This window comes from Sphingopyxis sp. (assembly GCF_040216815.1).
GTDB lineage: Bacteria > Pseudomonadota > Alphaproteobacteria > Sphingomonadales > Sphingomonadaceae > Sphingopyxis.
In genome coordinates, this window is sequence record NZ_JAVJOJ010000001.1 from 258792 (window position 1) to 284343 (window position 25552).

At 67.6% G+C, this 25552-nt stretch carries 19 protein-coding genes; 12 read left to right on the forward strand and 7 right to left on the reverse strand.

The window, feature by feature from the left end; genetic code table 11:
- The first annotated feature begins 25 nt into the window (after positions 1–25).
- The 4 genes from yidC (at position 26) to RIA72_RS01300 (ending at position 4129) form a co-directional block, all read left to right on the forward strand.
- Positions 26–1789, forward strand: a complete 1764-nt coding sequence (yidC, locus tag RIA72_RS01285) for a membrane protein insertase YidC (protein WP_350030545.1) — start codon at positions 26–28, stop codon at positions 1787–1789.
- Between the two features lie 108 nt (positions 1790–1897).
- A complete protein-coding gene (gene yihA / locus RIA72_RS01290; protein WP_350030546.1) occupies positions 1898–2557 on the forward strand; it encodes a ribosome biogenesis GTP-binding protein YihA/YsxC in 660 nt (219 codons plus the stop codon).
- Between the two features lie 181 nt (positions 2558–2738).
- Positions 2739–3410 carry a glutathione S-transferase family protein gene (locus tag RIA72_RS01295; RefSeq protein ID WP_350030547.1) on the forward strand — a complete coding sequence of 224 codons (672 nt, stop codon included), beginning with the start codon at positions 2739–2741 and terminating at the stop codon, positions 3408–3410.
- Positions 3411–3565: 155 nt separating this feature from the next.
- Positions 3566–4129, forward strand: a complete 564-nt coding sequence (locus tag RIA72_RS01300; protein ID WP_350030548.1) for a YqgE/AlgH family protein — start codon at positions 3566–3568, stop codon at positions 4127–4129.
- A 103-nt stretch (positions 4130–4232) separates the two neighbouring features.
- On the opposite strand, the gene RIA72_RS01305 is transcribed toward RIA72_RS01300, so the two are convergent.
- Positions 4233–4631, reverse strand: coding sequence for a hypothetical protein (locus RIA72_RS01305; protein WP_350030549.1), 399 nt, complete (start codon positions 4629–4631; stop codon positions 4233–4235).
- A gap of 405 nt (positions 4632–5036) precedes the next feature.
- Here RIA72_RS01305 and ahcY point away from each other — a divergent pair, with 405 nt between their 5' ends.
- From ahcY to trxA, 8 genes are all read left to right on the forward strand, one after another.
- Complete coding sequence (gene ahcY / locus RIA72_RS01310) at positions 5037–6455, forward strand: adenosylhomocysteinase (protein WP_350030550.1); 1419 nt, start codon at positions 5037–5039, stop codon at positions 6453–6455.
- 203 nt (positions 6456–6658) lie between these two features.
- Positions 6659–9028, forward strand: a complete 2370-nt coding sequence (locus RIA72_RS01315; RefSeq protein WP_350030551.1) for a PAS domain-containing sensor histidine kinase — start codon at positions 6659–6661, stop codon at positions 9026–9028.
- Positions 9029–9164: 136 nt separating this feature from the next.
- Entirely contained in the window at positions 9165–9614 is a 450-nt protein-coding gene (gene tsaE, locus RIA72_RS01320) for a tRNA (adenosine(37)-N6)-threonylcarbamoyltransferase complex ATPase subunit type 1 TsaE (protein ID WP_350030552.1), read from the forward strand.
- On the forward strand, positions 9599–10582 hold the full coding sequence (locus RIA72_RS01325; protein ID WP_350030553.1) for an aminoglycoside phosphotransferase family protein: 984 nt from the start codon (positions 9599–9601) through the stop codon (positions 10580–10582). The genes tsaE and RIA72_RS01325 overlap by 16 nt, the downstream gene beginning before the upstream one ends.
- Complete coding sequence (locus RIA72_RS01330) at positions 10579–11298, forward strand: nucleotidyltransferase family protein (protein WP_350030554.1); 720 nt, start codon at positions 10579–10581, stop codon at positions 11296–11298. The genes RIA72_RS01325 and RIA72_RS01330 overlap by 4 nt, the downstream gene beginning before the upstream one ends.
- A gap of 99 nt (positions 11299–11397) precedes the next feature.
- Positions 11398–14394 carry a double-strand break repair protein AddB gene (gene addB / locus RIA72_RS01335; protein WP_350030555.1) on the forward strand — a complete coding sequence of 999 codons (2997 nt, stop codon included), beginning with the start codon at positions 11398–11400 and terminating at the stop codon, positions 14392–14394.
- Positions 14391–17876, forward strand: a complete 3486-nt coding sequence (gene addA / locus RIA72_RS01340; protein WP_350030556.1) for a double-strand break repair helicase AddA — start codon at positions 14391–14393, stop codon at positions 17874–17876. Before addB ends, addA begins: the two co-directional genes overlap by 4 nt.
- A 33-nt stretch (positions 17877–17909) precedes the next feature.
- Positions 17910–18230 (forward strand): thioredoxin TrxA, encoded by a 321-nt coding sequence (trxA, locus tag RIA72_RS01345; RefSeq protein WP_037555014.1) that lies wholly within the window; start codon positions 17910–17912, stop codon positions 18228–18230.
- 93 nt (positions 18231–18323) lie between these two features.
- Here trxA and argJ read toward each other — a convergent pair whose 3' ends face one another.
- The 6 genes from argJ to glnA all read right to left on the reverse strand — a co-directional run bounded on the left by argJ (position 18324) and on the right by glnA (position 25450).
- Positions 18324–19550 (reverse strand): bifunctional glutamate N-acetyltransferase/amino-acid acetyltransferase ArgJ, encoded by a 1227-nt coding sequence (gene argJ / locus RIA72_RS01350; RefSeq protein WP_350030557.1) that lies wholly within the window; start codon positions 19548–19550, stop codon positions 18324–18326.
- Between the two features lie 165 nt (positions 19551–19715).
- Positions 19716–21149 (reverse strand): aldehyde dehydrogenase family protein, encoded by a 1434-nt coding sequence (locus RIA72_RS01355; RefSeq protein WP_350030558.1) that lies wholly within the window; start codon positions 21147–21149, stop codon positions 19716–19718.
- A 95-nt stretch (positions 21150–21244) separates the two neighbouring features.
- A complete protein-coding gene (locus RIA72_RS01360; RefSeq protein ID WP_350030559.1) occupies positions 21245–22555 on the reverse strand; it encodes a M20/M25/M40 family metallo-hydrolase in 1311 nt (436 codons plus the stop codon).
- A 161-nt stretch (positions 22556–22716) separates the two neighbouring features.
- Positions 22717–23235, reverse strand: coding sequence for a hypothetical protein (locus RIA72_RS01365; protein ID WP_350030560.1), 519 nt, complete (start codon positions 23233–23235; stop codon positions 22717–22719).
- A gap of 178 nt (positions 23236–23413) precedes the next feature.
- Positions 23414–23863, reverse strand: a complete 450-nt coding sequence (locus RIA72_RS01370) for a nuclear transport factor 2 family protein (protein WP_350030561.1) — start codon at positions 23861–23863, stop codon at positions 23414–23416.
- Positions 23864–24037: 174 nt separating this feature from the next.
- Entirely contained in the window at positions 24038–25450 is a 1413-nt protein-coding gene (gene glnA / locus RIA72_RS01375; protein ID WP_350030562.1) for a type I glutamate--ammonia ligase, read from the reverse strand.
- Between the last annotated feature and the right edge of the window lie 102 nt (positions 25451–25552).

Sequence of the window (25552 nt, forward strand, 5' to 3'; positions counted from 1 at the left end):
TGAGACGAAGAGAGACGGAAAAAGCGTGGACGACAAGCGTAACCTGATCGCGGCAATCCTGTTGTCGGTGGCCATCCTGATCGGCTGGAATTTCGTCGCCGAACGGTTTTTCCCGACCCCCGACCAGCCCGACGTGACCAGGACGGTCGCCGGCGCCAATGGCGCGCCGTCCACCGCCCCGGCCGCGCAGGGCCAGCCGAGCGCGCTGCCCGCGCCCACGGCTGCCGCTCCCGCCGCCGCGCCCGCGCCCCAGGCGATTCGCCCGGTCGACGTCGTGCTCGCCGAAGGACAGCGCATTCCGATCGAGACCCCCGCGATCAGGGGGTCGATCAACCTTGTCGGCGCGCGGATCGACGACGTCACGCTCACCAAATATCGCCAGACGATCAAAAAGGATTCGCCCGCAGTGCGCCTGTTCGCGCCGGGCGGCACCCCCGCGGCCTATTTCGCGAGCCTCGGCTGGGCGGCACAGGGCGTCCAGGTTCCGGGCGCGAACAGCGTGTGGACCGCGACCGGCGCGAAGCTGACCCCGACCACCCCGGTGACGCTGAGCTGGGCGAACGGCACGGGCCAGAGTTTTCGCATCGAATATAGCATCGACGCCAATTATCTGATCACCGCCAAGCAGACGGTCGTGAACAGCGGCACCGCGCCGGTGTCGCTGAACAGCTTTGCGCTGATCGACCGCCTCGGCAAGCCGACCGACCCGCACGAGGTCGATAGCTGGACGATCCACGTCGGCCCGACGGGTTATCTCGACGGCAAGTCGGTGTTCGATGTCGATTATGACGATGTCGAGGAAGCGGCCAACCGCACCGTCCGCTACAATGCGGCGGGCTGGCTGGGCTTCACCGACAAATATTGGCTCGCGGCGATCGTTCCGGCGAAGGGCGAGCGGGTCACGGCGGCGATCAGTTCGCCGGCGGCGAACAATTACCAGACCCTGTTCGCGCGCGACTTTACGGCCGTGGCGCCGGGGCAGCAGCTGACAACCACGAGCCGCATCTTTGCCGGCGCCAAGGAAGTCGAAATCCTCGAAACCTATCAGAACGATCAGGGCATCACGCGCCTGTCGAACGCGATCGACTGGGGCTGGTTCGAATTTTTCGAAGTACCGATCTTCAAGCTTTTGCACTGGCTGTTCGAAAAGGTGGGCAATTTCGGCCTTGCGATCATGGCGCTGACGCTGATCATCCGTTTGCTCATGTTCCCGATCGCGAACAAGCAGTTCGCATCGATGGCGCAGATGCGCGTCGTGCAGCCGAAGATGAAGGCGCTGCAGGACCGTTACAAGGACGACAAGCCCAAGATGCAGCAGGAGCTGATGAAGCTCTACAAGGATGAAAAGATCAATCCGCTCGCGGGTTGTCTGCCGATCCTGATCCAGATCCCGATCTTCTATGCGCTGTACAAGGTGCTGATGCTGGCGATCGAAATGCGCCACCAGCCCTTTTACCTGTGGATCAAGGATCTGTCGGCGCCCGATCCGCTGCACATTCTGAACCTGTTCGGGCTTTTGCCCTTTACCCCGCCGTCGATCCTCGCGATCGGACTGCTCGCGGTGATCCTGGGCGTGACGATGTGGCTCCAGTTCCGCCTGAACCCCGCCCCCGCCGATCCGGTGCAGGCACAGGTGTTCAAGATCATGCCGTGGCTGTTCATGTTCATCATGGCGCCTTTCGCGGCGGGGCTGCTGCTGTACTGGATCACCAACAATATCCTGTCGATCGGGCAGCAGCAGTGGATGTACCGCAAGTTCCCGGCGCTGAAGGCGGCACCGGCGAAGTGATGGCGCCAACCTATCTTCGTCATTCCCGCGAAAGCGGGAACCCAGATAGCGACAACGAGGATTTCAGCGGCGGCACGCTGGGTCCCCGCTTTCGCGGGGATGACGAAAATGAATAATGATGGCGCGATCGACCCCTTGTCCGAAGAACGCCCCGAACGCGCGCGCAAGCTGTTTGCGGGTCCGATCGCCTTCCTCAAATCGGCGCCCGCGCTCCAGCATCTGCCGCCGCCGAGCGTACCCGAGATCGCCTTTGCGGGGCGTTCGAACGTCGGCAAATCGTCCTTGCTCAACGCGCTCACCAACCGGAACGGCCTCGCGCGCACCTCGGTCACGCCGGGGCGGACGCAGGAGCTCAACTATTTCGACGTCGGCGCGCCGCTGGTGTTCCGGCTCGTCGACATGCCCGGCTATGGCTTTGCCAAGGCGCCGAAGGATGTCGTCAAAAAATGGCGCTTCCTGGTGAATGATTATCTGCGCGGGCGACAGGTGCTGAAACGCACCCTGGTGCTGATCGACAGCCGCCACGGCATCAAGGACGTCGACCGCGAGGTGCTGGAAATGCTCGACACCGCGGCGGTGAGTTACCGGATCGTGCTCACCAAGGCCGACAAGGTAAAGGCGAGCGCCCTCGCCGAGGTGCACGCCGCGACCGAGGCCGAGGCGCGCAAACATCCCGCCGCGCACCCCGAAGTCATCGCGACGAGCAGCGAAAAGGGCATGGGGATCGCCGAACTGCGCACCGCGGTGCTGGAAGCGGTGGAGAGTTGATTTGCACTCCTCTCCCCTTGAGGGAGAGGATAGTGAAGGTTGGTCCGACGAAGTCGGGCCTACCGCAACTTGGTGAGGGCAAGGGCCTCGCATCGCCACCTCACCCGGCTTCGACTAGGCAGCAAGCTGCCAAGTCTCCACATCCCTCTCCCTCCGGGGGAGAGGGAAATCGGGAGTCCCCATGAAACTCTTCATCGGCAACAAGGCCTATTCCAGCTGGAGCCTGCGCGGCTGGCTCGCCGTCAAGCACAGCGGCTTGCCGTTCGAGGAAGTCACCGTCCCGCTCTATGATGAGGAGTGGAACCAGCGGCGCGAGGGCGACGAATTTGCGCCGTCGGGCGGCAAGGTGCCGATCTTGTGGGACGGCGCCGACATCGTCGTGTGGGACAGCCTGGCGATCGTCGACTATCTCAACGAAAAGACCGGCGGCGCGCGCGGTTACTGGCCCGAGGATATGGCGGCGCGCGCGATGGCGCGGTCGATGGCGGCCGAAATGCATTCGAGCTTTGCGGCGCTCCGCCGCGAGCACAGCATGAACATCCGCCGCATCTATCCTGCCGCGGAGCTTCTCCCCGAAGTGCAGGCCGACGTGATCCGCATCCTGCAAATCTGGGCCGAGGCGCGCGCGCGGTTCGGCGGTGCGGGCGATTTCCTCTTCGGCGAATGGTCGGCCGCCGACATGATGTTCGCGCCGGTGGTGACGCGTTTCATCACCTATTCGATCCCGCTGCCGCGCTTCGCCCTGCCCTATGCCCAGGCGGTGATCAGCCATCCGCACATGCAGGAATGGATCGGCGGCGCGCAGGCCGAGGATTGGGTGATCGAAAAGTTCGAGGGGCCGGTCGAGGGGTAGCCACGACGGCTAAGGGGCGGAAGACGACCTTCATTTCATCCTCATCCCGGCGAAGGCCGGGATGACGGACAAGGGAAAGGCAAGAATCCCTCCGAAAACCAACTCACGCCCCAAAGACACTGGACCGCCCCGCCCCCGCACGGCATTGTAGCATCATGGACACCGCCCCCACCTGGTTCACCGGCCAGCTGCTGCTCGCGCTGCCGGGTATCGGCGATCCCCGCTTCGAACATTCGGTGATCGCGATGATCAGCCATGACGAGGAGGGCGCGATGGGAATCGGCATCGCCGATCCGATCGACGGCATGACCGTCGGGGCAGTGCTCGACCAGCTCGAAATCGGGCATGACGCGCCGCTCGACCAGCCGGTCTTCCTCGGCGGCCCGGTCGAACCCTCGCGCGGTTTCGTGCTCCACAGCCGCGACTGGGCGGGTCAGGAAGCGGTGCAGGTCGGCGATCGCTGGATGGTATCGAGTTCGCACGACATTCTGCGCGCGATCGGCGAAGGGCGCGGCCCGTCACGCTGGCTGATGGCGCTCGGCTATGCGGGCTGGTCGCCGGGACAGCTTGAGGGCGAGATGGTGCGCCACGGCTGGCACGTCACGCCGGGCAGCGACGGGCTGCTGTTTGAAACGCCGCCCGCCGAGCGGTGGCAGGCGGCTTTCGCCGAAGCGGGAGTGGACGCCCGCTTGCTGACGACCGAGGGCGGCGAGGCCTGAGGCCCTGCCGTCGCCCCCGCGCAGGCGGGGGCCGCTATGGCAGTAGCGCCAGGCCTGTCGCGGCCCCCGCCTGCGCGGGGGCGACGATGTTTGGTGATGTTTGTTAACGCGCGAGCGCGAGGACCGGCCGGCCCTGTTCCAGATTGGCGAGCGCGGTGCGCGCGGCCCAGCGCGAATCCATATAGCGGCCGCTGGCCAGTTCGACGTCATAGCGAATGGGGCTGTCGATCGCCGCGCCATAGGCGGCGGCCGCGTCGGCGGTGCGACCCAGCCGGGCATAGGCGGTGCCGAGATTGATGAGGCGCGACGGATCGCGCGCGTCGAGCGTCGTCTCGCCGGTCAGCTTGTCGACCGCAGCCTGGTTCGCTCCCGCCTTGAGCTCGGCATAAGCGACCGGCAGCACCTGCGAATCAGCCTGTGGTGCGGTCACGACCACGATCGATTGCGCGGCGGCGGGACTCGCAAACGCCAGTGCGATCAGCGGCAACAGGATTTTTTTCATCTTCTCTATCTCCCCGAAAACTTTCGTCGATTTTCCCGCGCGCAGCCCAAAAAGTCAATGTTTTCGGGGATTTGTAACACTCTTGTCACAATAGCGAATTATGCTCGTCGCAAGGCGCATTATAAGCCAGGATTTTCAGAATCTTGGGCTTTGCGACTCCGTGTCACAAAAGTGCGGCCCGGACTGTCACAATTGGCGCCGCCAAAAATTTTTTCGCGCGCAGCATCGTGTCGGCGCGCCGATTCGCATGTCCGGCGATCGTCGCCCGGCCGAGCCAGCCTTGCGATATAAAGAAAAGTTTATATTTGATCGGCGGCGCGCTTTCGGTTAGAGCGCGCAAGAAAATTGCTCAGCTTTTCGTGGCCGCTCGCCTGCGGTCGTTCATGCCAATATGGAGAATCCCCCGTGGCCACTCTCGCCGCCGATACCCGTGACCATGTCGTCGCCGACCTCAGCCTCGCCGATTTCGGGCGCAAGGAAATCAACATCGCCGAAACCGAAATGCCGGGCCTTATGGCGCTGCGCGCCGAATATGGCGCATCGCAGCCACTGAAAGGCGCCCGCATCACCGGGTCGCTCCACATGACGATCCAGACCGCGGTGCTCATCGAGACGCTGACCGCACTCGGCGCCGAAGTCCGCTGGGCGACGTGCAACATTTTTTCGACGCAGGACCATGCCGCCGCCGCGATCGCTGCGTCGGGCGTTCCCGTGTTCGCGGTGAAGGGCGAAAGCCTCGCCGATTATTGGGATTATGTCGGCCGCATCTTCGACTGGGAAAAGGATGGTGACGGCCAGACCTGCAACCTGATTCTCGACGATGGCGGCGACGCGACGATGTTCGCGCTGTGGGGCGCCAAGCTCGAGGCGGGCGAAACCATGCCCGCGCCCGAAAATGAGGAAGAGGTCGAGATGCAGCGCGCGCTGAAGGCGTTCATCGCGGCAAAGCCCGGCTATCTCACCAAGACGGTCAAGGCGATCAAGGGCGTGTCGGAAGAAACGACCACCGGCGTCCACCGCCTCTATCACATCGCGAAGAAGGGCGAGCTGCCCTTCCCCGCGATCAACGTCAACGACAGCGTGACCAAGTCGAAGTTCGACAATCTTTATGGCTGTAAAGAATCGCTCGTCGACGCGATCCGCCGCGGCACCGACGTGATGCTGGCGGGCAAGGTCGCGACCGTGGCGGGCTTCGGCGACGTCGGCAAGGGCTCGGCGCAATCGCTCCGCAACGGCGGCGCGCGCGTGCTCGTGACCGAAATCGACCCGATCTGCGCGCTCCAGGCGGCGATGGAAGGGTTCGAGGTCGTGTCGATGGACGAAGCCGTCAAGCGTTCGGACATCTTTGTCACCGCGACGGGCAATGCCGACGTCATCACCGCCGAACATATGGCGGCGATGAAGAATATGGCGATCGTCTGCAACATCGGCCACTTCGACAGCGAGATCCAGATCGCGGCGCTCGCCAATTACAAGTGGACCGAGGTGAAGCCGCAGGTCGACCTCGTTGAATTCCCCGACGGCAAGCAGATCATCATCCTGTCGAAAGGCCGCCTCGTGAACCTCGGCAATGCGACGGGGCATCCCTCGTTCGTGATGTCGGCGAGCTTCACCAACCAGACGCTCGCGCAGATTGAGCTTTGGACGCGCAGCGAGCAGTACAAGAACGATGTCTATGTCCTGCCGAAGCATCTCGACGAAAAGGTCGCGGCGCTGCACCTCGAAAAGCTGGGCGTGCATCTGTCGAAGCTGACGCAGAAGCAGGCCGATTATATCGGCGTGCCGGTCGAAGGGCCGTTCAAGCCCGATCATTATCGCTATTGAGCCATCCGTCATCCCGGCGAAGGCCGGGATGACAATCTGAAAGAAGTGGCTCTGCTACTTCCGACGAAAACCTCCGACGGCGCGCCCATCGGACGATGCCGCGCGCCGATCCGCATGACATGCGATTGAAACATGACTCCATCGCCTCTAGGGCAGGCGATCATGCGCGCGGGACGGCCGGACAGACGAGGATTTGAGGCGGGATGAGCGATACGCTTTCCCCGGCGCTGCTCTTTGCTTTCGGCCTGTTCGCGGCGCTGTGGCTGCTCGCCGGATTGTGGGCGACGCTGCGCGGGATTGCGATGCAGCGGCGCGCAGCGTTCGTCGGCGGGCAGGCCGAGCGGCTGGCAAGCCTGGTCGAAGCCTCGCCGCAGCTTCCGGTGATCGTCCGCGCCGACTGGCGGATCGAGGCGAGCGAGCGGCTGGGCCGCTGGCTGGGGCTCGAACACGGCCCGCGCAATTTCGATGAGCTGCGCGGGCTCGACAGCGGCCTTGGCGCCGAAAGCCACGATCTGTTGCGGCAGGCGATCCTGGGCGCGCAGCGCGGCGCCAAGCCCTTTGTCCTCAGCCTGAAGCCCGAAGGCAGCCACCGCACGATCATCGTGCACGGCGCGGCCGCCCCGCCCGGGGTCGGCGGAGCGGGCTGTGTGCTGCTCTGGCTCAGCGATGCCACCGACGGGCAACAGGCCCTCGCACGGGCGCGGCAGGAACGCGACGAGGCCATGGCGGCGTTCGAGGCATTGTCGGGGCTGATCGAGGCGGCGCCCTTCCCCATGTGGTTCCGCGATACCGACCTGCGGCTCGCGCTCGTCAACGCCGCCTATGTCCGGGCGGTCGAGGCAAAGGATGCCGCCGCGGTGATCGACGGCGGGGTCGAGCTGTGCGAAATCGTGGCGGGGGTCAGCGCAGCCGACGCCGCCGATGCCGCGCGCGCGGCGGGGTCGGCCCAATTGCGCACCATCCCGGTCACGATCGAGGGCGAACGCCGGATCATGCGCGTCGTCGACGTGCCGCTGGCGCCCGAAGGCGGCCGCCCGATCGGCATCGCGGGCTATGCGATCGACATTCAGGAGCTGGAGAGCGAGCGCGGCGCCCACCGCCGTTTCGTCGATACCCAGCGCGAGCTGCTCGACCGGCTGTCGGCGGCGGTCGCGCAGTTCGGCCCCGACCAGGGCCTCGCCTTTGCCAACCTGCCCTTCCGCCGCCTGTTCGGACTGGAAACGGACGATGTCGCAGAAGCGCGGCCGTTCGCGCGGCTGCTCGACGCATGGCGCGAGCGCGGTCGAACGCCCGAAGTGCGCGACTATCCCGAATGGCGCCAGGCGCATGTCGACTGGTTCGCGCTGCCCCATGCCAGCGAAGAGGATTGGCGCCTTCGCGATGGCACGCATCTGCACGTCGTGGCGCAGCCGACCCCCGACGGCGGGCTGCTGCTCATTGCCGAGGACAGGACCGAACAGGTTCAGCTCGCGGGCGCGCGCGACACGCTGCTGCGCGTGCGGACGGCGACCTTCGACAATCTGTTCGAAGCGGTTGCGGTGTTTGCTCCCGACGGGCGCCTGCATCTTTGGAACCAGCGCTTCCGCCGCCTGTGGGGGATCGACGAGCCGACGCTCGCGGCGCATCCGCGCGTCGACGTTCTGATGGGCGGACTCGCCGACCGGCTGGTGAAGCCGAACCAGATCAGCATCGTGCAGGAAGTCATCCGCGCCGCGACCCTGGAGCGACAGCAGCGCGGTGGCGAAATCGGTTTCGCCGACGGGCGCTGGTTCGATTTCGCGTCGATCCCGCTGCCCGACGGCAATGCGCTGCTCATCATGCTCGACATCACCGCCAGCCGAAAGGTGGAGGGCGCGCTGCGCGAACGCAACGAAGCGCTGGAGGCGGCCGACACCGCAAAGACCGCCTTCCTGTCGCGGATGAGCTATGAACTGCGCACGCCGCTCACCTCGATCGGCGGTTTCGGCGAGATGTTGCAGGCGGGTTATGCCGGAAAGCTCGGCGATCAGCAGCGCGCCTATGTCGATGCGATCATGGACTCGGTCGCGGTACTCGGCCGCCAGATCGACAATGTGCTCGACCTCGCGCAGGGCGAAGCCGGAACGCTGGCGATCGAGCGCGCGCCGGTCGATGTGGGGGCCCTGCTCGCCAAGGCGCTCGCCGACGCACGGCCGCTTGCGGACGGCGAGAAGGTCGAGCTGGTCGGCAATATCGCCGCCGACCTCGGCCATATCGAGGGCGACGCACCGCGGCTGTCGCGGCTTGTCGCGGGGCTGCTCGACAACGCCATCCGCTTCACGGCGCCGTCGCGCAAGTCGGCGGCTCGCGTGCTGCTCCACGCCGACGGCGACGCGCGCGGGGTTGACATCATCGTGTCCGACAACGGCCCCGGAATGCCGGAGGCCGCCGCGGCGGTCGCCAAGGGGCAGCAGGCGGGAACCGCGACCGGCGGCATCGGCCTCGCCCTCGCGCGCCAGCTCGTCGCGGCGCACGGCGGCACGATGGAAGTGGTAAGCGAGGCGGGACAGGGAACGCTGGTGCGGGTCAGCCTGCCGCGGGGATTTGATGGCTAGCGCAACAATCATTGTCGGCGTGTCCCCGCGAAGGCGGGGACCCATCTCCTGCGGGTTCAAACTGGCACCGACCGGAGATGGGCTCCCGCCTTCGCGGGAGCGCATGGTTTTTTTTTCACGGCTGCGCTGAACCTTGATGCAATCTCGTCATCCCTACTCTCTCGACGAAGCCGACGCCATCGGCGCGGCAATCGGCGCGGTGCTGGCGCCCGGCGATGTCGTGCTGCTGTCGGGCGACCTCGGCGCGGGCAAGACGACGCTGGCGCGCGCGATGCTGAAGGCGCGCGGGCTCGCAACCGAAGCGCCGAGTCCGACCTTTGCAATCGTCCAGCCCTATGCGCCGCCCGAGGTCGACCTGCCGATCGCGCATGTCGATCTTTATCGCATCGAACAGCCCGGCGAGCTCATCGAACTCGGGCTCGACGATTATCTTTACGACGGCGCGCTCGTCATCGAATGGCCCGAACGGCTGGGCGGCGACGGCTGGCCCGGCGCGCTCGCGCTCGCCATATCGGGCGAGGGCGACGCGCGCGTCTTGACAGCAACCGTGCCGCCCGCTTGGGAGGCGCGATGGCCGCTTCGATGATTCCGCCCCCCCATGCGCCTGCCTTTCTCGCCGCGCATGGGTGGAGCGATGCCCGAATATTGCCGCTTGCCGGCGACGCTTCTTTTCGCCGCTATTTCCGGGTCGTCGACGGCGACCGGCGCGCGGTGCTGATGGACGCGCCGCCGCCGCACGAAGATCCGCGGCCCTTCATCGCGGTCGCCGAATATCTGTGCGAAGCGGGGCTCAACGCGCCGACGATCCTCGCGCGCGACCTCGACCGCGGGCTGCTGCTCATCGAGGATTTCGGCGACGTGCGGCTGCGCGAAACGGTCGATGCCGCGCCGGATCGCGAAACGGCCTATTACAGCGGCCTGACCGATCTTCTCGTCCATCTCCACGCGCGGCCGCCGATGCCGGTACTGCGCGTGCACGGGCTGGACCAATGGCTGGACGAGGTGATGCTGTTCACCGACTGGTATTGCCCCGCGCTGGACATTGCCGTCGACCGCGGCGCATTCCGCGCCGCATGGCACGCGGCGCTCGCGCCGGTCGCCAGCGACGGGCTGCCGCGCGTCACCGTGCTGCGCGATTTCCACGCCGAAAACATCATGCTCGTCGCGGGGCAGGAGGGCCTTGCGCATTACGGCCTGCTCGATTTTCAGGATGCTCTCATCGGCCATCCCGCCTATGATCTTGCCTCGGTGCTGGAGGATGCGCGGCGCGATGTCAGCCCGGCGGTCGAGGCGGCGATGCTCGCGCGCTACCAGCAAGCGACCGCGCGCGACATTAGGGACGCCTATTGGGCGCTCGCGGCGCAGCGCAACACGCGCATACTCGGCGTCTTCGTGCGGCTGTGGAAACGCGACAACAAGGCGCATTACCGCCAGTTCCAGCCGCGCATGTGGGGCCTCCTCGAACGCGACCTCGCCCACCCGGCGCTTGTCCCCGTCCGGCAATGGTTCGACGCCAATATCCCGGTTTCAAAACGAGCGGAGGCCTGGTCGTGAGCGCAAAAATCGAAAGCGCGATGGTGATGGCGGCGGGAATCGGCAAAAGGATGCGTCCGCTGACCGCGACACGGCCCAAGCCGCTGGTCCGCGTCGCGGGCAAGGCGCTGATCGACCACAGCCTCGACCGGATCGAAGCCGCGGGAATCGGCCATGTCGTCGTCAACGTCCACTATCTCGCCGACGCGCTGGAGGCGCATCTGGCCAAGCAGAAGCGCGGCTTTTCCATCACCGTGTCGGACGAACGCGCGCAGCTGCTCGAAACCGGCGGCGGGATGGTCCGGGCGCTGCCGCTGCTTCGCGGCGATCCGATCCTGATCGTCAACAGCGACAATATCTGGACCGACGGGCCGGTGGACAGCATCCGCCATCTGGCGCGGCATTGGGACGGTGCGCGGATGGACGCGCTGCTGCTCGTCATCCGCCAGGCGAGCGCGACGGGACATCGCGGCAGGGGCGATTTTCACATGGACGGCGACGGCAGGCTCAGCCGCCGCAAGCCGGGCCGCATCGCGCCCTTCGTCTATACCGGCATCCAGCTGATTTCGCCGCGGCTGCTGGACGGCGCGCCCGAAGGCCCTTTTTCGACGAACATCCTGTGGGACCGCGCGATTGCGGCGGGCCGGCTCTATGGTCTGTCGCACATGGGACAATGGTTCGACGTCGGCACCCCGGCGAGTATCGCGCCGACCGAAGCGGCGCTGAGTGAGGTTTGACACCGATCGTCATCCCGGCGCAGGCCGGGATCTCGCCGGTGCGTGGAAACGGTACGGAGAGATCCCGGCCTGCGCCGGGATGACGAAGAAAGTGTGACGATGGCGACCGGCCGCCCCACCCTCTTCTCCATCCCCGTTCAGCGGGCCTTTGCCGATGCGCTCGCGGCGGGGCTGATGGACCGCCATGCCGACGGCGCGCTGGGACTTGCCGAAGGGTTGATCCTGCTGCCGAGCAACCGCGCGCGGACCGCGGTGCAGGCGGCGTTCGTGCGCGCGGGCGGCGCGGGGTTGCTGATGCCGCGGCTCGCGGTGATCGGCGACGCCGACCTCGACGAATCGGTGGCGCTCGCGCTCGATCCGATCGACGAAAGCGCCCATATCCCGCCCGCGATCGACGCGCTGCGCCGCCGCCTGATGCTCGCCCGGCTGATCGAGGCGCACACCCCGCCGGGCGAAGATCCGGTCACGGGCGCTGCGGCATTCCAGCTTGCCGAGGGGCTGGGGCGCGTGATCGACCAGCTCCATTATGAAGAGGTCGCGCCCGCGCGGCTCGCCGACATCGAAGCCGCGCTCGGCGACCTTGCCGGGCATTGGCAGGCGTCGTGGCGGCGGCTGTCGCTTCTCGTCGACGAATGGCCGGGGCGGCTTGCCGCGACGGGGCATATCGACCGCGCCGACCGCCGCAACCGCCTGCTCGATCGTATCCGCGGGAGTTGGCAGATCACGCCGCCCGCGCGCTTTGTCGTCGCGGCGGGCGTCACCACCGCGGCACCCGCGATCGCGCGGCTGCTGCGCACCGTCGCCGATCTTCCGGGCGGCATGGTCGTGCTACCGGGGCTCGACCTTGGCATGGCGCCCGAGGAATGGGACGCCCTCGGCCCGGTGAAACATGATCCCGACAATCCCGCCCGCCCGCTCGAAACGCATCCGCAATATCATTTAAAGCTGCTGCTCGGCCGCATGGGCGTAGCGCGGGGCGAGGTGCGCGAATGGGACGCCGCCTCGTCCTTCGATGGCCCCGACGCGCGCGCCGCCTTTACCTCGCTGTTGTTCGCACCCGCCGCCTATACCGCGCGCTGGCAGCAAGCGGGCGACATGACGCCGGGGCTTGCGGGCGTGCGCGCCGCGACCTTCGCCGACGACGGGCAGGAGGCACAGGGTATCGCGCTCTTGATGCGCCACGCGCTCGAAACGCCGGGCCGGACCGCCGCGCTTGTCACCCCCGACCGCGCGCTGGCAACCCGCGTCGCCGCGGCGCTCGCGCGCTGGGACATCGTCGTCGACGATAGCGCGGGGCAGCCGCTCGGCCAGACGCCCCCAGGCGCGCTGCTGCTTCAGCTCGCCGATCTGGCGGCGGCCTTCGATCCCGTGCGGCTGATCGCGCTGCTCGGCCACCCGCTCGTCCGTGCGGGCGAAGCGCGGCGCGAATGGCTCGATCAGGTGCGGCGACTCGACCTCGTGCTCCGTGGTCCCGGACTCGCGCCCGGCTGGGACGGTATCGCCGCACGCATTGCCGAGCGCGCCGCCGACCCGAGGGCACGCGGCCATAAGGAAGCGCAGGCGATCGGCGAATGGTGGGACCAGCTGGCCGCGGGCCTCGGCGCCGCGCTCGCCCCGCTGGCGCGCGGGACGCCCCTTCCGCCGGCCCCCCTGCTCGCCGCGCTGCACGACGCGCTCGTCTGGCTGACCGGCGATGGCGCGTGGACGGGCCATGCGGGCCGAGCGCTTGCCGAGCTGTTCGACCGCTGGGCGCTCGCCGCCGATGCCGGCCCCGCGCGCCTTGTCCCGGCCGACGTCCCCGCGATGCTCGCCGACCTCTTGGCGGGCGAGACGGTGCGGCCGCCCTATGGCGGGCATCCGCGCCTCTTTATCTGGGGCCTGCTCGAAGCGCGGCTGCAACGCGCCGACCTGATGATCCTCGGCGGGCTCGACGAGGGACGCTGGCCGCCGCAGCAAAGCCCCGATCCGTGGCTCGCGCCCGGCATCCGCCGGATGCTGGGGATCGCCGCACCCGAACGCCAGCAGGGGATGGCGGCGCATGATTTCGCCGGCGCCTTTGCCGCGCGCGAGGTCGTCGTGACGCGCGCAGAGCGCAGCGGCGGCGATCCCGCGGTGGCTTCGCGCTTCTGGCTGCGGCTCGCCGCGCTCGCCGGGGACTTGCCCGACGCTCGGCTGGACGGCGCAAGCCTCACCGCGCTCGCCGCCGCGCTCGACGTACCGCCGGGGCCGGTCGAACCCGCACCGAAACCCCGCCCCTGCCCGCCCGCCGACGCGCGCCCGGCGCAGATCGGCGTCACCGACGTCGACCGGCTCGCGAAAGACCCCTACGCCTTTTACGCGGGGCGCATCCTCCGCCTGTCGGTGCTCGACCCGCTCCGCGCCGGGCCCGACCCGCGCTGGCTAGGTACGCGCGTCCACAAATTCATGGAGGATTGGCAGCGCGCCGGCGCGACACCCGATGCACTCGCGGCCGAGCTTCGCCGCCTGTACGACGACCCCGCGCTCGATGCGCTCGCGCGCGCTTTCTGGTTTCCGCGTATCGAACCTGCGCTGCGCTGGGCGGCGGCGCGCGTCGCCGAAGCGCGCGCCGCGGGGCGCGAACCCGTCGCGAGCGAGGCCAGCGGCGTGCACGAACTCGATGGCATCCGCCTGACGGGCAAGGCCGACCGCATCGACCGCCTTGCGGACGGCAGCCTTGCCGTTGTCGATTACAAGACCGGCGCCGCGCCGAGCGGCACCGCCGCGGCCGAAGGCCTCGACAACCAGCTGGGCCTGCTCGGCCTGCTCGCCGAAATGGGAAAGATCGAAGGCGTCGCTGCAGGCCCGATCCACGCGCTCGAATATTGGAGCCTCAAGCCCGACCGCGCCAAAGGCATCGACGGCAGCGTCGCGCCGACGCACGGCGGCCGACGCAAGCTCAAGACCGCCGAAGACGCCGTCGCGCGCGCCTATGACGCCTTCGCCGACCTTACCGCCGCCTATCTGCTCGGCGGTGCCGCGTTCGTACCGGGCGACGCCGCCAAACGCTTCACCGATTACGACCAGCTGATGCGCCGCGACGAATGGTTCGGGCGCGATGCCGGGGACGCGGCATGACGCGGCTCCACGATCTCGACCCCGCGCAGCAGGCCGCCGCCCAGCCCGACGAGCATGTCTGGCTCGGTGCGTCGGCGGGTACCGGCAAGACGCAGGTGCTGTCGGCGCGCGTGCTGCGGCTGATGCTTTCGGGCGTCGCGCCCGACGCCATCCTCTGCATCACCTTTACCAAGGCGGGCGCCGCCGAAATGGCGCACCGCATCCACGAACGGCTCGCGCTGTGGGTGCGCATGGACGACGGCGACCTCCGGCTCGATCTCAACGCGCTCGGCGCCGACTGGCGCCAACCCGGCATTCTCGACCGCGCGCGGTCGCTGTTCGCGACCGTTATCGACAGCGCGGCGGGCGCGATCCGCGTGCAGACGATCCACAGCTTCTGCCAGACGCTGCTCGCCAGCTTTCCGCTCGAAGCGAAAATCCTGCCCGGCTTCCGCGCGATGGAAGACGGCGAGGCCGCCGAATTGCAGCGGCAGGTGCTGGGCGCGCTGCTCGCCGAGCCGGCCAGCGACGGCGAAACGATGCGCGAACAGGCGGCGATGCTGTCGCGGCGCATGGGGCAGGATGCCGCCATGGCCTTTCTGACCCGCTGCGCGCACGCCTTTGTCGCGCCGTTCCAGACGCGAATCCTGCCGCCCCGCGGCGGCGATCTGCGCACCGCGCTTGACCTGCCGGACGGCGGTGCCGACGCGTGGCTGGCGGCCGAATTGGCCGCGGGCGCGATCGCCGATGCGCATGTCGCCGCGGTCGCGGCGAGCGGGACCGGCTGGGGGACGAAAACCGGGCTCGCCTGCGCCGATGTCATGGCGCGCTGGCTGGCCGCCGATCCGCCCGCGCGCGGTGCGATGCTCGGCGACCTGCTCGGCTGCTTCCTCACCAACAAGGGCGAGCTGCGCGCCGACTTCGCGGGCGACAAGGGCCGGATGACCGATTGCGTCGACAGCGCCGCGGCGATCGTCGACGCGGCGCAGGCGCTCAATGCCACCGCGCGCGCGATGGCGGTCGCCGACGATCTGGCGGCGGCGTGGGATCTCGGCAGCCGCTTTGCCGAATCCTATGCGCTGGCGAAACGCGACGGCGCGCTCGCCGATTTCGACGACCTGATCTCGATCGCGGCGGCGCTGCTCCGGCTCGGCCAGTTCGGCGAGTGGGTGCGCTTCAAGCTCGACCAGCGCACCGATCATATATTGGTCGACGAGGCGCAGGATACCAACACCCGCCAGTGGGCGATTGTCGCCGCGCTCGCGTCCGAATTTTTCGCCGGCGCGGGCGCCAAGGAGGAGCGTGTCCGCACGCTGTTCACCGTCGGCGACCGCAAACAGGCGATCTTCGGTTTTCAGGGCACCGAGCCCGCGGCGTTCGAGGCCGCCCGCATCCGCTTCGGCGAATGGGCGCTCGACGGTGGCCAGCCCTTTGCCGCGGTCGATCTGGTGACAAATTATCGCTCCAGCCCCGCGGTCCTCGACGTCGTCGACCGATGGATTGCGGGCGGCGGCACCGAATTGATGGGGCTCGCAAGCGACGAACCGCCGCACCTGCCTTTCCGCAGCGCGCACCCCGGCCGCGTCGAGCTGTGGCAGCCGCTGCCGGTCGGCAAAGCGCTCGCGGCCGCGGAGGAGAGCGACGAGGCGGCCGACGACGACGCTGGCGAAGGCACCGATCCGCTCGCCCCCGCGAACGACCCCGCCAGCCTGCGCCTGTCGCGCGCGATCGCGGGCGAAGTTCACGACTGGATCACCCATGGCAAGGACGGGCGCAGCGTGGCGCCGGGCGACATATTGATCCTCGTCCGCCGCCGCCGCGACCTCGCGGCGCGGATCGTCGCGCGTTTGCAGTCGCTCGGCGTCCCCGTCGCGGGGGTCGACCGCTTCGCGCTGACGCAGCCGCTCGGCGTCCAGGATCTGCTCGCCGCGATGCGCTTTGCGATCCAGCCGCTCGACGACCTCAATCTCGCGGCGCTTCTCGTCTCGCCGCTGATCGGCTGGTCGCAGGACGATGTGTTCGCCTTTGCGCACGGGCGCGGCAAGCGCGCTCTGTGGGAACAGTTGCGCGAGCGCGAGGCCGAGGTTCCGGCAGCAACGATGGAGGCGCTTCGCCACCTGCTCGGCATGGCCGATTTCACGACGCCCTACCGCTTCCTCGACCGTATCCTGTCGGGGCCGATGCAGGGGCGGCGGCGGCTTTACGCGCGGCTGGGGCGCGAGGCGCGCGACCCGATCGACGAACTGCTGAATCAGGCACTTTCTTTCGAGCGCCAGCATACGCCGTCGCTTCTCGGCTTTCTGAGCGAGGTCGAGGGAAGCCGCGCCGACATCAAACGCCAGACCGAGGCACGCAGCGACGTCGTGCGCGTGATGACCGTTCACGGGTCGAAGGGATTGCAGGCGCCGTTCGTCATCCTCGCCGATGCGACCGACGATCCCGACCAGCGGCTGCGCGGTTTCGACCTGTCGCTTGGCGGCTGGGACAGGCTGCCCGTCTTCGCGCTGCCCAAGGACGAGCGCCACGGGCCGGTTGCCGAGGCGCACGACGCCAAGGCGCGCGCCGAGATCGAGGAACATTGGCGGCTGCTCTACGTCGCGATGACGCGCGCCGAGGAGTTGCTGGTCGTCGCGGGCGTCACCAAGGCCGAGGATCGCTCGGTCCCCGAACAATGCTGGCACCGCGCGGTCGACCAGGTGATGGAGGACATGGGGGTCGAATGGCAGGACGCCGGCCCGCGCTGGGGGCAAAAGCGCGTCCACAGCGTCCATGCAAAGGCCTGGGCGCGGCGCCGCGAGGCGCAGGTTGCCGCGGCGGGGGCGGCGCCCATTCCCGCCTGGGCGACACGCCCGGCACCGGAGGAAGCGCGACCGCCGCGCCCGCTTGCGCCCTCGGCCCTCGGCGACGACGACGTCGCCGCACCGCCCCAGGGGGGCGAGCGCGCCGCCGCGGTCGCGCGCGGGTTGCTGCTCCATTCGCTGTTCGAACGATTGCCGCCGGTCGCGGCCGATCGTCGCCGCGGCGCCGCGCTGCACTGGCTGTCGGTACAGGCGCCCGCGCTCGACGCGGCGGCGCGCGCGGCGATGGTCGATGAGGTTCTGGCGGTGCTGGGCGATCCCGCCCATGCGCCGCTGTTCGGGCCGGACAGCCTGGCTGAAGTGCCGCTGTCGGCGGTGGTCGACGGCGTCGTCGTCGCGGGCATCGTCGACCGCCTGCGCGTCACCGGCGACGCCGTCACGGTGATCGATTTCAAGACGGGGCGCCACGTCCCGGCAAGCGCCGCAGAGGTCCAGCCGGCCTATCTGCGCCAGATGGCCGCCTATCGCGACGCGCTGCGCGTCATCTTTCCCGGCCGGGCGGTGACGGCGGCGCTGCTCTATACCGCCGCACCGCGGCTGATCGCGCTGGGCGACGCGCTGCTCGACACGCACAAGCCGGGCTTGGCGGCCAGCAAGGCGAATTTGCCGGGTTCGGCCCTTGAGCCCGGCGCGCCGACGCCCTAGCTTGGGATCAAGCGAATTTCAGGAGTTCAAGCCATGGGTACCAAAGCCATCACCGACGCCAGCTTTCAGTCGGACGTCCTCGACAGCGACACTCCCGTGCTCGTCGATTTCTGGGCCGAATGGTGCGGCCCGTGCAAGATGATCGGCCCCGCGCTCGAGGAAATTTCGGACGAACTGGCCGGCAAAGTCGTGATCGCCAAGCTCAATATCGACGACCATCCCGACGCGCCCAGCAAATATGGCGTGCGCGGCATCCCGACGATGATCCTGTTCAAAAATGGCGAGATCGCCGACACCAAGGTCGGCGCCGCGCCGAAAAGCGCGCTCAAGGGCTGGCTCGAAGGGGCGCTTTGACGCCAGCCGTCGCCCCCGCAAAGGCGGGGGCCGCTATCGGCATCGCGCAAGGTTGCGGGCGGCCCCCGCCTTCGCGGGGGCGACGTTGACAACTCAACTCCGGTAATCGGCGTTGATGCTGATATAGCCGTGCGTCAGATCGCACGTCCAAACCGTCGCGCGGCCTTCGCCAAGACCCAGATCCGCACCGACACGGATGTCCTGGCCTTTGAGATGCGCCGCGACCGGCGCCTCGTCATAACCATCCACCGGCAACCCGTCCTTCGCCACCCAAAAATCACCGAAGCGGATCGCAAGCCGGTCGCGGTCGGCGGGTTCGCCCGCCTTGCCCACCGCCATCACGACGCGGCCCCAATTGGCGTCTTCGCCCGCGATCGCGGTCTTGACCAGCGGCGAATTGGCGATCGCGAGCGCGACGCGCCGGGCGCTCTCGTCGCTGACCGCGCCGGTGACCTGAACCTCGATGAACTTCGACGCCCCCTCGCCGTCGCGCACGACTTGTTGCGCAAGGGCCAGCGCGACGTCGCGGATCGCCGCATATAGCGCGTCGGCGCCCGGATCGTCGCGGGTCGTGAGCAGGGGATTGCCCGCCTGCCCGGTTGCAAACAGCAGCACCGTGTCGTTGGTCGAGGTATCGCTGTCGACGGTGATGCTGTTGAAACTGCCGCCGGTGGCTTCGCGCAGCATGTCCTGCAACAGCGCGGGCGCGACCGCGGCGTCGGTGAAGATATAGCCGAGCATCGTCGCCATGTCGGGCGCGATCATGCCCGATCCCTTGACGATGCCCGCGACATGGACCGTGCGGCCATCGACGATCGCGCTCGCCGCCGCGCCCTTGGCAAAGGTGTCGGTCGTGCCGATCGTCTCGGCGGCGGCTTCCCACGAACAGGGCGCGGCGGTGAGCGCCGCCTCGACCCCGGCGCGCGCCTTGTCCTTGGGCAGCGGCACGCCGATCACGCCGGTCGAGCTGACGAAGACTTCGTTCGCATCGCAGCCGAGATGGCCCGCGACCTGGTCCATGATCGCCTCGACCGCTTCGCGCCCGCGATAGCCGGTGAAGGCATTGCTGTTGCCGGCATTGACGATCAGCGCGCGCGCCGCGCCGTCCTTCACCTGTTCGCGGCCCATCTCGACCTCGGACGAGCAGCACACATTGCGCGTAAAAACGCCCGCGACCGTCGTGCCCGGCGCCAGCTCGACATAGGTAAGGTCGCACCGGTCCCAATCCTTGTACCGCGCGCGCGCGACGCGGCGCGTCACCCCGGCGATTTCGGGAAGATCGGGAAAGGACGCAGGGGCGAGCGGGGAGCGGGTGATCATGGCGGGCGCATAATCGCTAATGCTGCAAAGCAAAACCCCTCCCGTTTACGGGAGGGGTTCGATGATCCTCACGTCGCCCCCGCGAAGGCGGGGGCCGCTGGAGGTTTACGCAACGACGCCGCACAAGGACGCCCGCGGCCCCCGCCTTCGCGGGGGCGACGACCGTTACGCCGGAATGCCGCTGATCGCTTTGACTTCCATGAAGTCCTTGAGCCCGAACAATCCGCCCTCGCGGCCGTTGCCCGACGCCTTGTAACCACCGAACGGCGCGCCGGGGCCAGGGCCCCAGGCGTTCACGGCGACCATCCCGGCGCGCAGCTTGGGCGCGATGTCGGCCGCCTTGGCAGGGTCGCCCGACACCACCGCCGACAGGCCATATTCGGTGTCGTTGGCGATCTCGACCGCCTCGTCGAGCGTGTCATAGGCCATGACCGTCGCGACGGGTCCGAAAATCTCTTCCTTGGCGATGCGCATGTTCGGGGTGACGCCCGAAAACACCGTCGGCTTCACATAATAGCCGCGGTTGACGTTGCTCGGCAGGCCGGTGCCGCCGGTCTCCAGCGTCGCGCCTTCGTCGATCGCCGACTGGATAAGGCCCTGGATTTTCTCGAACTGGGCCTTGTTGACGACGGGGCCGATATGGCAGCCTTCGCTCATCGGATCGCCGACCTGCGTGCCGTCGAACATCGCCTTGATGACGCCGACCGCCTCGGCTTCGCGCTCTTTCTGGACGAGGATGCGCGTCGGCGCGATACAGCTTTGGCCCGTGTTGACGAGCACGCCCTGCACCGTCGGGGGCAGCACGGTTTCCAGGTCGGCGTCGGGAAGCACGATGTTCGGCGACTTGCCGCCGAGTTCCTGATGCACGCGCTTGACCGTATCGGCCGCGGCCTTCGCGACGAGGATGCCCGCGCGGGTCGATCCGGTAAAGCTCACCATCTCGATCCCCGGATGCGCGCTGATCGCATTGCCCACGGTCGGGCCATCGCCCTGTACCAGATTGAACACGCCCGGCGGGACGCCCGCGGCGTCGAGGATCTCGGCAAAGATCACCGCATTTCCGGGGCACTCTTCCGACGGCTTGAGCACCATCGTATTCCCCGCGGCGAGCGCCGGAGCGACCTTCAGCGCGATCTGGTTGAGCGGCCAGTTCCACGGCGTGATCATGCCGACGACACCGATCGGTTCGTACACGACCTTGTTCGCGCCATGCTGTTCGCTGAAGCTGAAATCCTTGAGCGCCGCGATCGTGCCCAGAAAGCCGCCGATGCCCGCGCCGACCTGCGCGGTGCCGGCAAAGCTCACCGGCGCACCCATTTCGGCCGCCATCGATTTGGCAAGATCGCCTGCGCGCTTCTTATATTCCTCGACGATGCGGTTCAAAAGCTCCAGCCGCTCTTCGCGCGTCGTCTGCGAAAAGCTCTTGAACGCTTCTTTCGCGGCGGCAACGGCCGCATCGACGTCGGCTGCGGTGCCGAGAACGACGGTCGACGCCGCTTCTTCGGTCGCAGGGTTGATGACCTCGTGCAGCTTGCCGCCCTGGCTGTCGACCCACTGACCGCCGATATAATGTTGCTTCAGGTGCGTTTCGGTGCTCATCATCTTTCTCCCATCGGCGGTGGATTCCGTCTTGGATTGCTACCTAATCACTGTGGCGCATGAATCAAGCGCGGCCAACTGCGAAAACTGGCGGGTCAGCGCTTTTCGGCCGCAAGGCGCGACATCAGGATCGCCGCGCGCGTCGCCTGCCGCGTGATGCTGGGCAGATCGACCGTTTCGTCGGGGCCGTGATCGCCCGTCGAATGGGCGCCGAGTCCCGCCAGGCTGTCGACATGGGGCGCGACAAAACTGACGTCGGCGGCGCCGCGCTTCAACGGATCGAGCGCTGCCATCTCGGCGAGGCCGAGGTCGCGGTTGACGGCGTTCAGCCGTGCCAGCAGCGCGCGATTGCCCTCGGTCGGCGCCATCGCGGGATAACCGCCGGGGTCGAAGGCCAGCGTCGCCCCGGTTCCCGGCGCATGATCGGCGACGATCGCCGCCATTTTGGCCTTCACGCGCGCCGCCTGCTCCGCCGACAGCGTGCGCAGGTCGCCGCGCGCGATGGCGGTGGCGGCGATGATATTGGTCTTGCCGTTGGCGCTCGCGCGGATCTTGCCGTCGTCGAGCGCGACCTGCTCGCCGCCCGCGATCAGCCCGACGTTGAAGGTCAAATGGGGTTCGGGCAATTCGGTGCGGAACCGGTGGATGATCCGCGCCAGCTCGTAAATCGCGCCGTCGCCCGCATGGGCGCTGAAAATGCCCGAACTGTGGCCCGTCCTGCCGGTCGCCGTGACCTGCCAGCTTTCCGAACTGCGCCGCGCGATCGAGCTCATGTCGGCGCCGCCATCGCGGACCAGCCCCTCGAACTCCAGCGCGACGTCGCTGCGCTTGCCCGCCGCGATCAGGTCGGCGCGCGCCTTGTCGATCGGATCGCCGGTATCTTCCTCGTCGCCCGTCATGTGAAATTCGATATTCGCGCCCTGCAGCGTTCCCGCCCGGTGCATCGCGCGCAGCGCCGCGACGACGACGACCATCCCGCCCTTATTGTCGCCGACCCCCGGCCCCTTGGCCTTGTCGCCCATCCGGGTGAAGGTCTGAAAGGGCGAATCGGGCTCGAACACCGTGTCGAGATGGCCGATCAGCAACAGCCGCTTGCCGTCTCTCCGGCCTTCGTGCGTCGCGATCAGATGCCCCGCGCGGCCGGTGTCGCGCATCGGTTTCCACGTCACCTCGAAACCCAGCGGTTCAAGCTCGGCGCGCATCATCGCCGCGACCTTTTCCACCCCATCGAGATTGAGCGAACCGCTGTTCTGGTTGACCAGCTTTTCGAGCAACGCGACATGCCGCTCCTGCTCGGCGGCCACCGTCTTCGTCATCGTGCGTTCGGCTTGGCTGAGCTTGGCCTGGGCAACGGGCACGAGAGCGGACTGGAGCGCGAGCGCAACGGCAAAGGACAGCGATTTCATGGCGATTCTCCGATCATAGATCATCGCCGACCGCTGTGCCGCGCCCGCGGCGCGAGGGCAAGGCCCGCGCAAGGCGCCCCCGCCTCATGGGAGGATATTTTGGGTCCGCCCGCGCGCGCCCGCGCTCCCCGGATCTGCCATGACGGCGCCGGCGAAACGCGTCAGGCGGGTTCCTTCGCCGCGTCGAACGCGTCGAGTCGGCGCAGCGCCTGGCGCGCGACGCGGTGCAGCGCCGACCGGTTGACGGCAAGGCCGTCCGATCCGTCGCCCGTGAGGTCGTCGACCGCAAAGGTCACCCGCGTCCGGTCGGGCGCCAGTTCGTCAAAGGTGAATCTGAGCCCCGTGAGAAGCGCGCCGTCGTCGACGCTGTAAATCAGGTGCGCCTCGCGGGGAATTTCCATGGCGACGGCGAATTTGATCTTATAGGCGTCGGGTCGCTGCTTCGGCACCAGTTTCTCGAAACCCGGCTCGCCCTTTTGCGCGACGAGTTCGTACAGGCGCGTCGATCCGCCGTTGGTCACGAGCGGCAGGCCGGTGAACATGCTGCCGTCGCCGAACATCTTGGCGAAAACCTCCTCGCGCGGCGCCGCCACGATTCTGGTCTGGTTGGTCAGCTCGGCAATCTTGCCGCAGCCGGCGGTGAACAGCATCGCTGCGATCAATATCAGACGATAAATCATGGCCCGGCCCCCTCGAAAGCGACCAGAGGCTAAGCCGCACTGTTTAACAAAGGCGTAAGCGCCGGGGGCGCCAGCTGCGACTGGACCGTACCGCCATGGTGGGCGACGATGACGTTCGGCCGCGCCACGGCGCGGGCCCGCGCGACATGCTCTCGCTGGCTAAGCCGGTACCCCGGGGCTAATCGGCCACGTCGTCGCTCGCCCCCGGCACCGGCGTCACCTGGGCATAGACGAGCTGCCACCTGCCGCCGCGCCACAACCAATGGTCGGCGAAACGGTGGCGGTCGACGAAGGGCGCGCCGTCGGCGCGGCCGCGCAGCGTGTTGGTCGCGGCGAGCAGCGCGCTGTCGCCGCTGGTGATCCAGCGCGGCGCGGCAGGCTGAAAGGGTTCGATGCGGATCGACGGGGCGGCCAGCGCGGCGATGAACGCCGCCTTGTCGCCCGTCGCGCCGCTGCCGCGCACCCACAGGAAATCGTCGGCGATCAGGCGCTGCAACGTCGGCTTGTCCTTCGCCGCGATCGCGGCGTCGAATGCCGCCGCTGCCTCGCGATACCCTTCGGGGGTCGCGGCGCCCGGAGCGCGATCGGCGGGGGCGCCGCACGCCGAAACCAGACACAACAGCGCCAAAGCCGCCCATCCTCGCATCGCGCCTGTCCTTCCCCCATCGCCTCGACAGGCACGGGATGACGGGAACGGCCGATCCCGCGCAATTACCTCGCACGTCAATATTCGCGGCGCATGGAAAAAGGCGCCCGGTTCCCCCGAACCGGACGCCCCCTTCGCATCACTGATCCGTGCGGATCAGGCGCTGTAGTACATGTCGAACTCGACCGGGCTCGGCGTCTGTTCGACGCGATAGACTTCGTCCCACTTCAGTTCGACATAGGCTTCGATCTGGTCCTTGGTGAACACATCGCCCTTCAGCAGGAAGTCGTGGTCGGCCATCAGCGCGTCGAGCGCTTCGCGCAAGCTGCCGCAAACGGTCGGCACTTCGCTCAGCTCTTCGGGCGGCAGGTCATAGAGATTCTTGTCCATCGCGTCGCCCGGATGGATCTTGTTCTGGATGCCGTCGAGGCCCGCCATCAGCAGCGCCGAATAGCAGAGATAGGGGTTCGCCATTGCGTCGGGGAAGCGGAATTCGACGCGCTTCGCCTTGGCGCCTGCACCATAGGGGATACGGCACGACGCCGAACGGTTGCGGCTCGAATAAGCGAGCAGCACGGGCGCCTCGAAGCCCGGGACGAGGCGCTTGTAGCTGTTCGTCGTCGGGTTGGTGAAGGCGTTCAGCGCCTTGGCGTGCTTGATGACGCCGCCGATGAAATAGAGGCACATGTCCGAAAGGCCGGCATAGCCGTTGCCCGCGAACAGCGGCTTGCCCTTTTCCCAGATCGAAATGTGCGTGTGCATCCCGCTGCCGTTGTCGTCCTTGATCGGCTTGGGCATGAAGGTCGCGGTCTTGCCATAGGCGTGGGCGACCTGGTGCACGACATATTTGTATATCTGCATCCGGTCGGCGGTCTGCGTCAGCGTGCCGAAGGTCAGGCCGAGTTCGTGCTGCGCCGCCGCGACCTCGTGGTGATGCTTGTCGCACGGCAGGCCCATTTCGAGCATGGTCGAAACCATCTCGGCGCGGATGTCGACCGCGCTGTCGACCGGCGCGACGGGGAAATAGCCGCCCTTGGCGCGCGGACGGTGCGCCAGGTTGCCGCCTTCATAGCTGCGGCCCGAATTGGTCGGCAGCTCGATGTCGTCGATCTCGAAACCCGACTTGTTATAGCCGCTTTCGAAGCGCACATCGTCGAACATGAAAAATTCGGCTTCGGGGCCGACATAAACGGTGTCGCCGATGCCGGTCGACGCGACATAGGCTTCGGCGCGCTTGGCCGTGGTGCGCGGGTCGCGCGAATAGCCTTCGCCGGTCGACGGCTCGACGATGTCGCAGAACATGACGAGCATCGGCGTTGCCGAGAAGGGATCTTCATAAACGGCATCGAGGTCGGGCTTCAGGATCATGTCGCTTTCGTTGATCGCCTTCCAGCCTTCGATCGACGAACCGTCGAACATCAGCCCGTCTTCGAGCGCGTCCTCGTCGATCACGCCGGCGCACATGGTCAGATGCTGCCATTTGCCCTTGGGGTCGGTGAAGCGCAGGTCGACCCACTCGATGTCGTTCTCCTTGATCCGCGCGATGATGTCCTTGGGCTTGGTGGCCATTGTCTTGCACTTCCTTCTTGCGATGACGACCGGCGATGCCGGGGTCGATTGAACCTTCTAACCTATCGCGTGTCCCCGCGAAGGCGGGGACCCATCATCGAC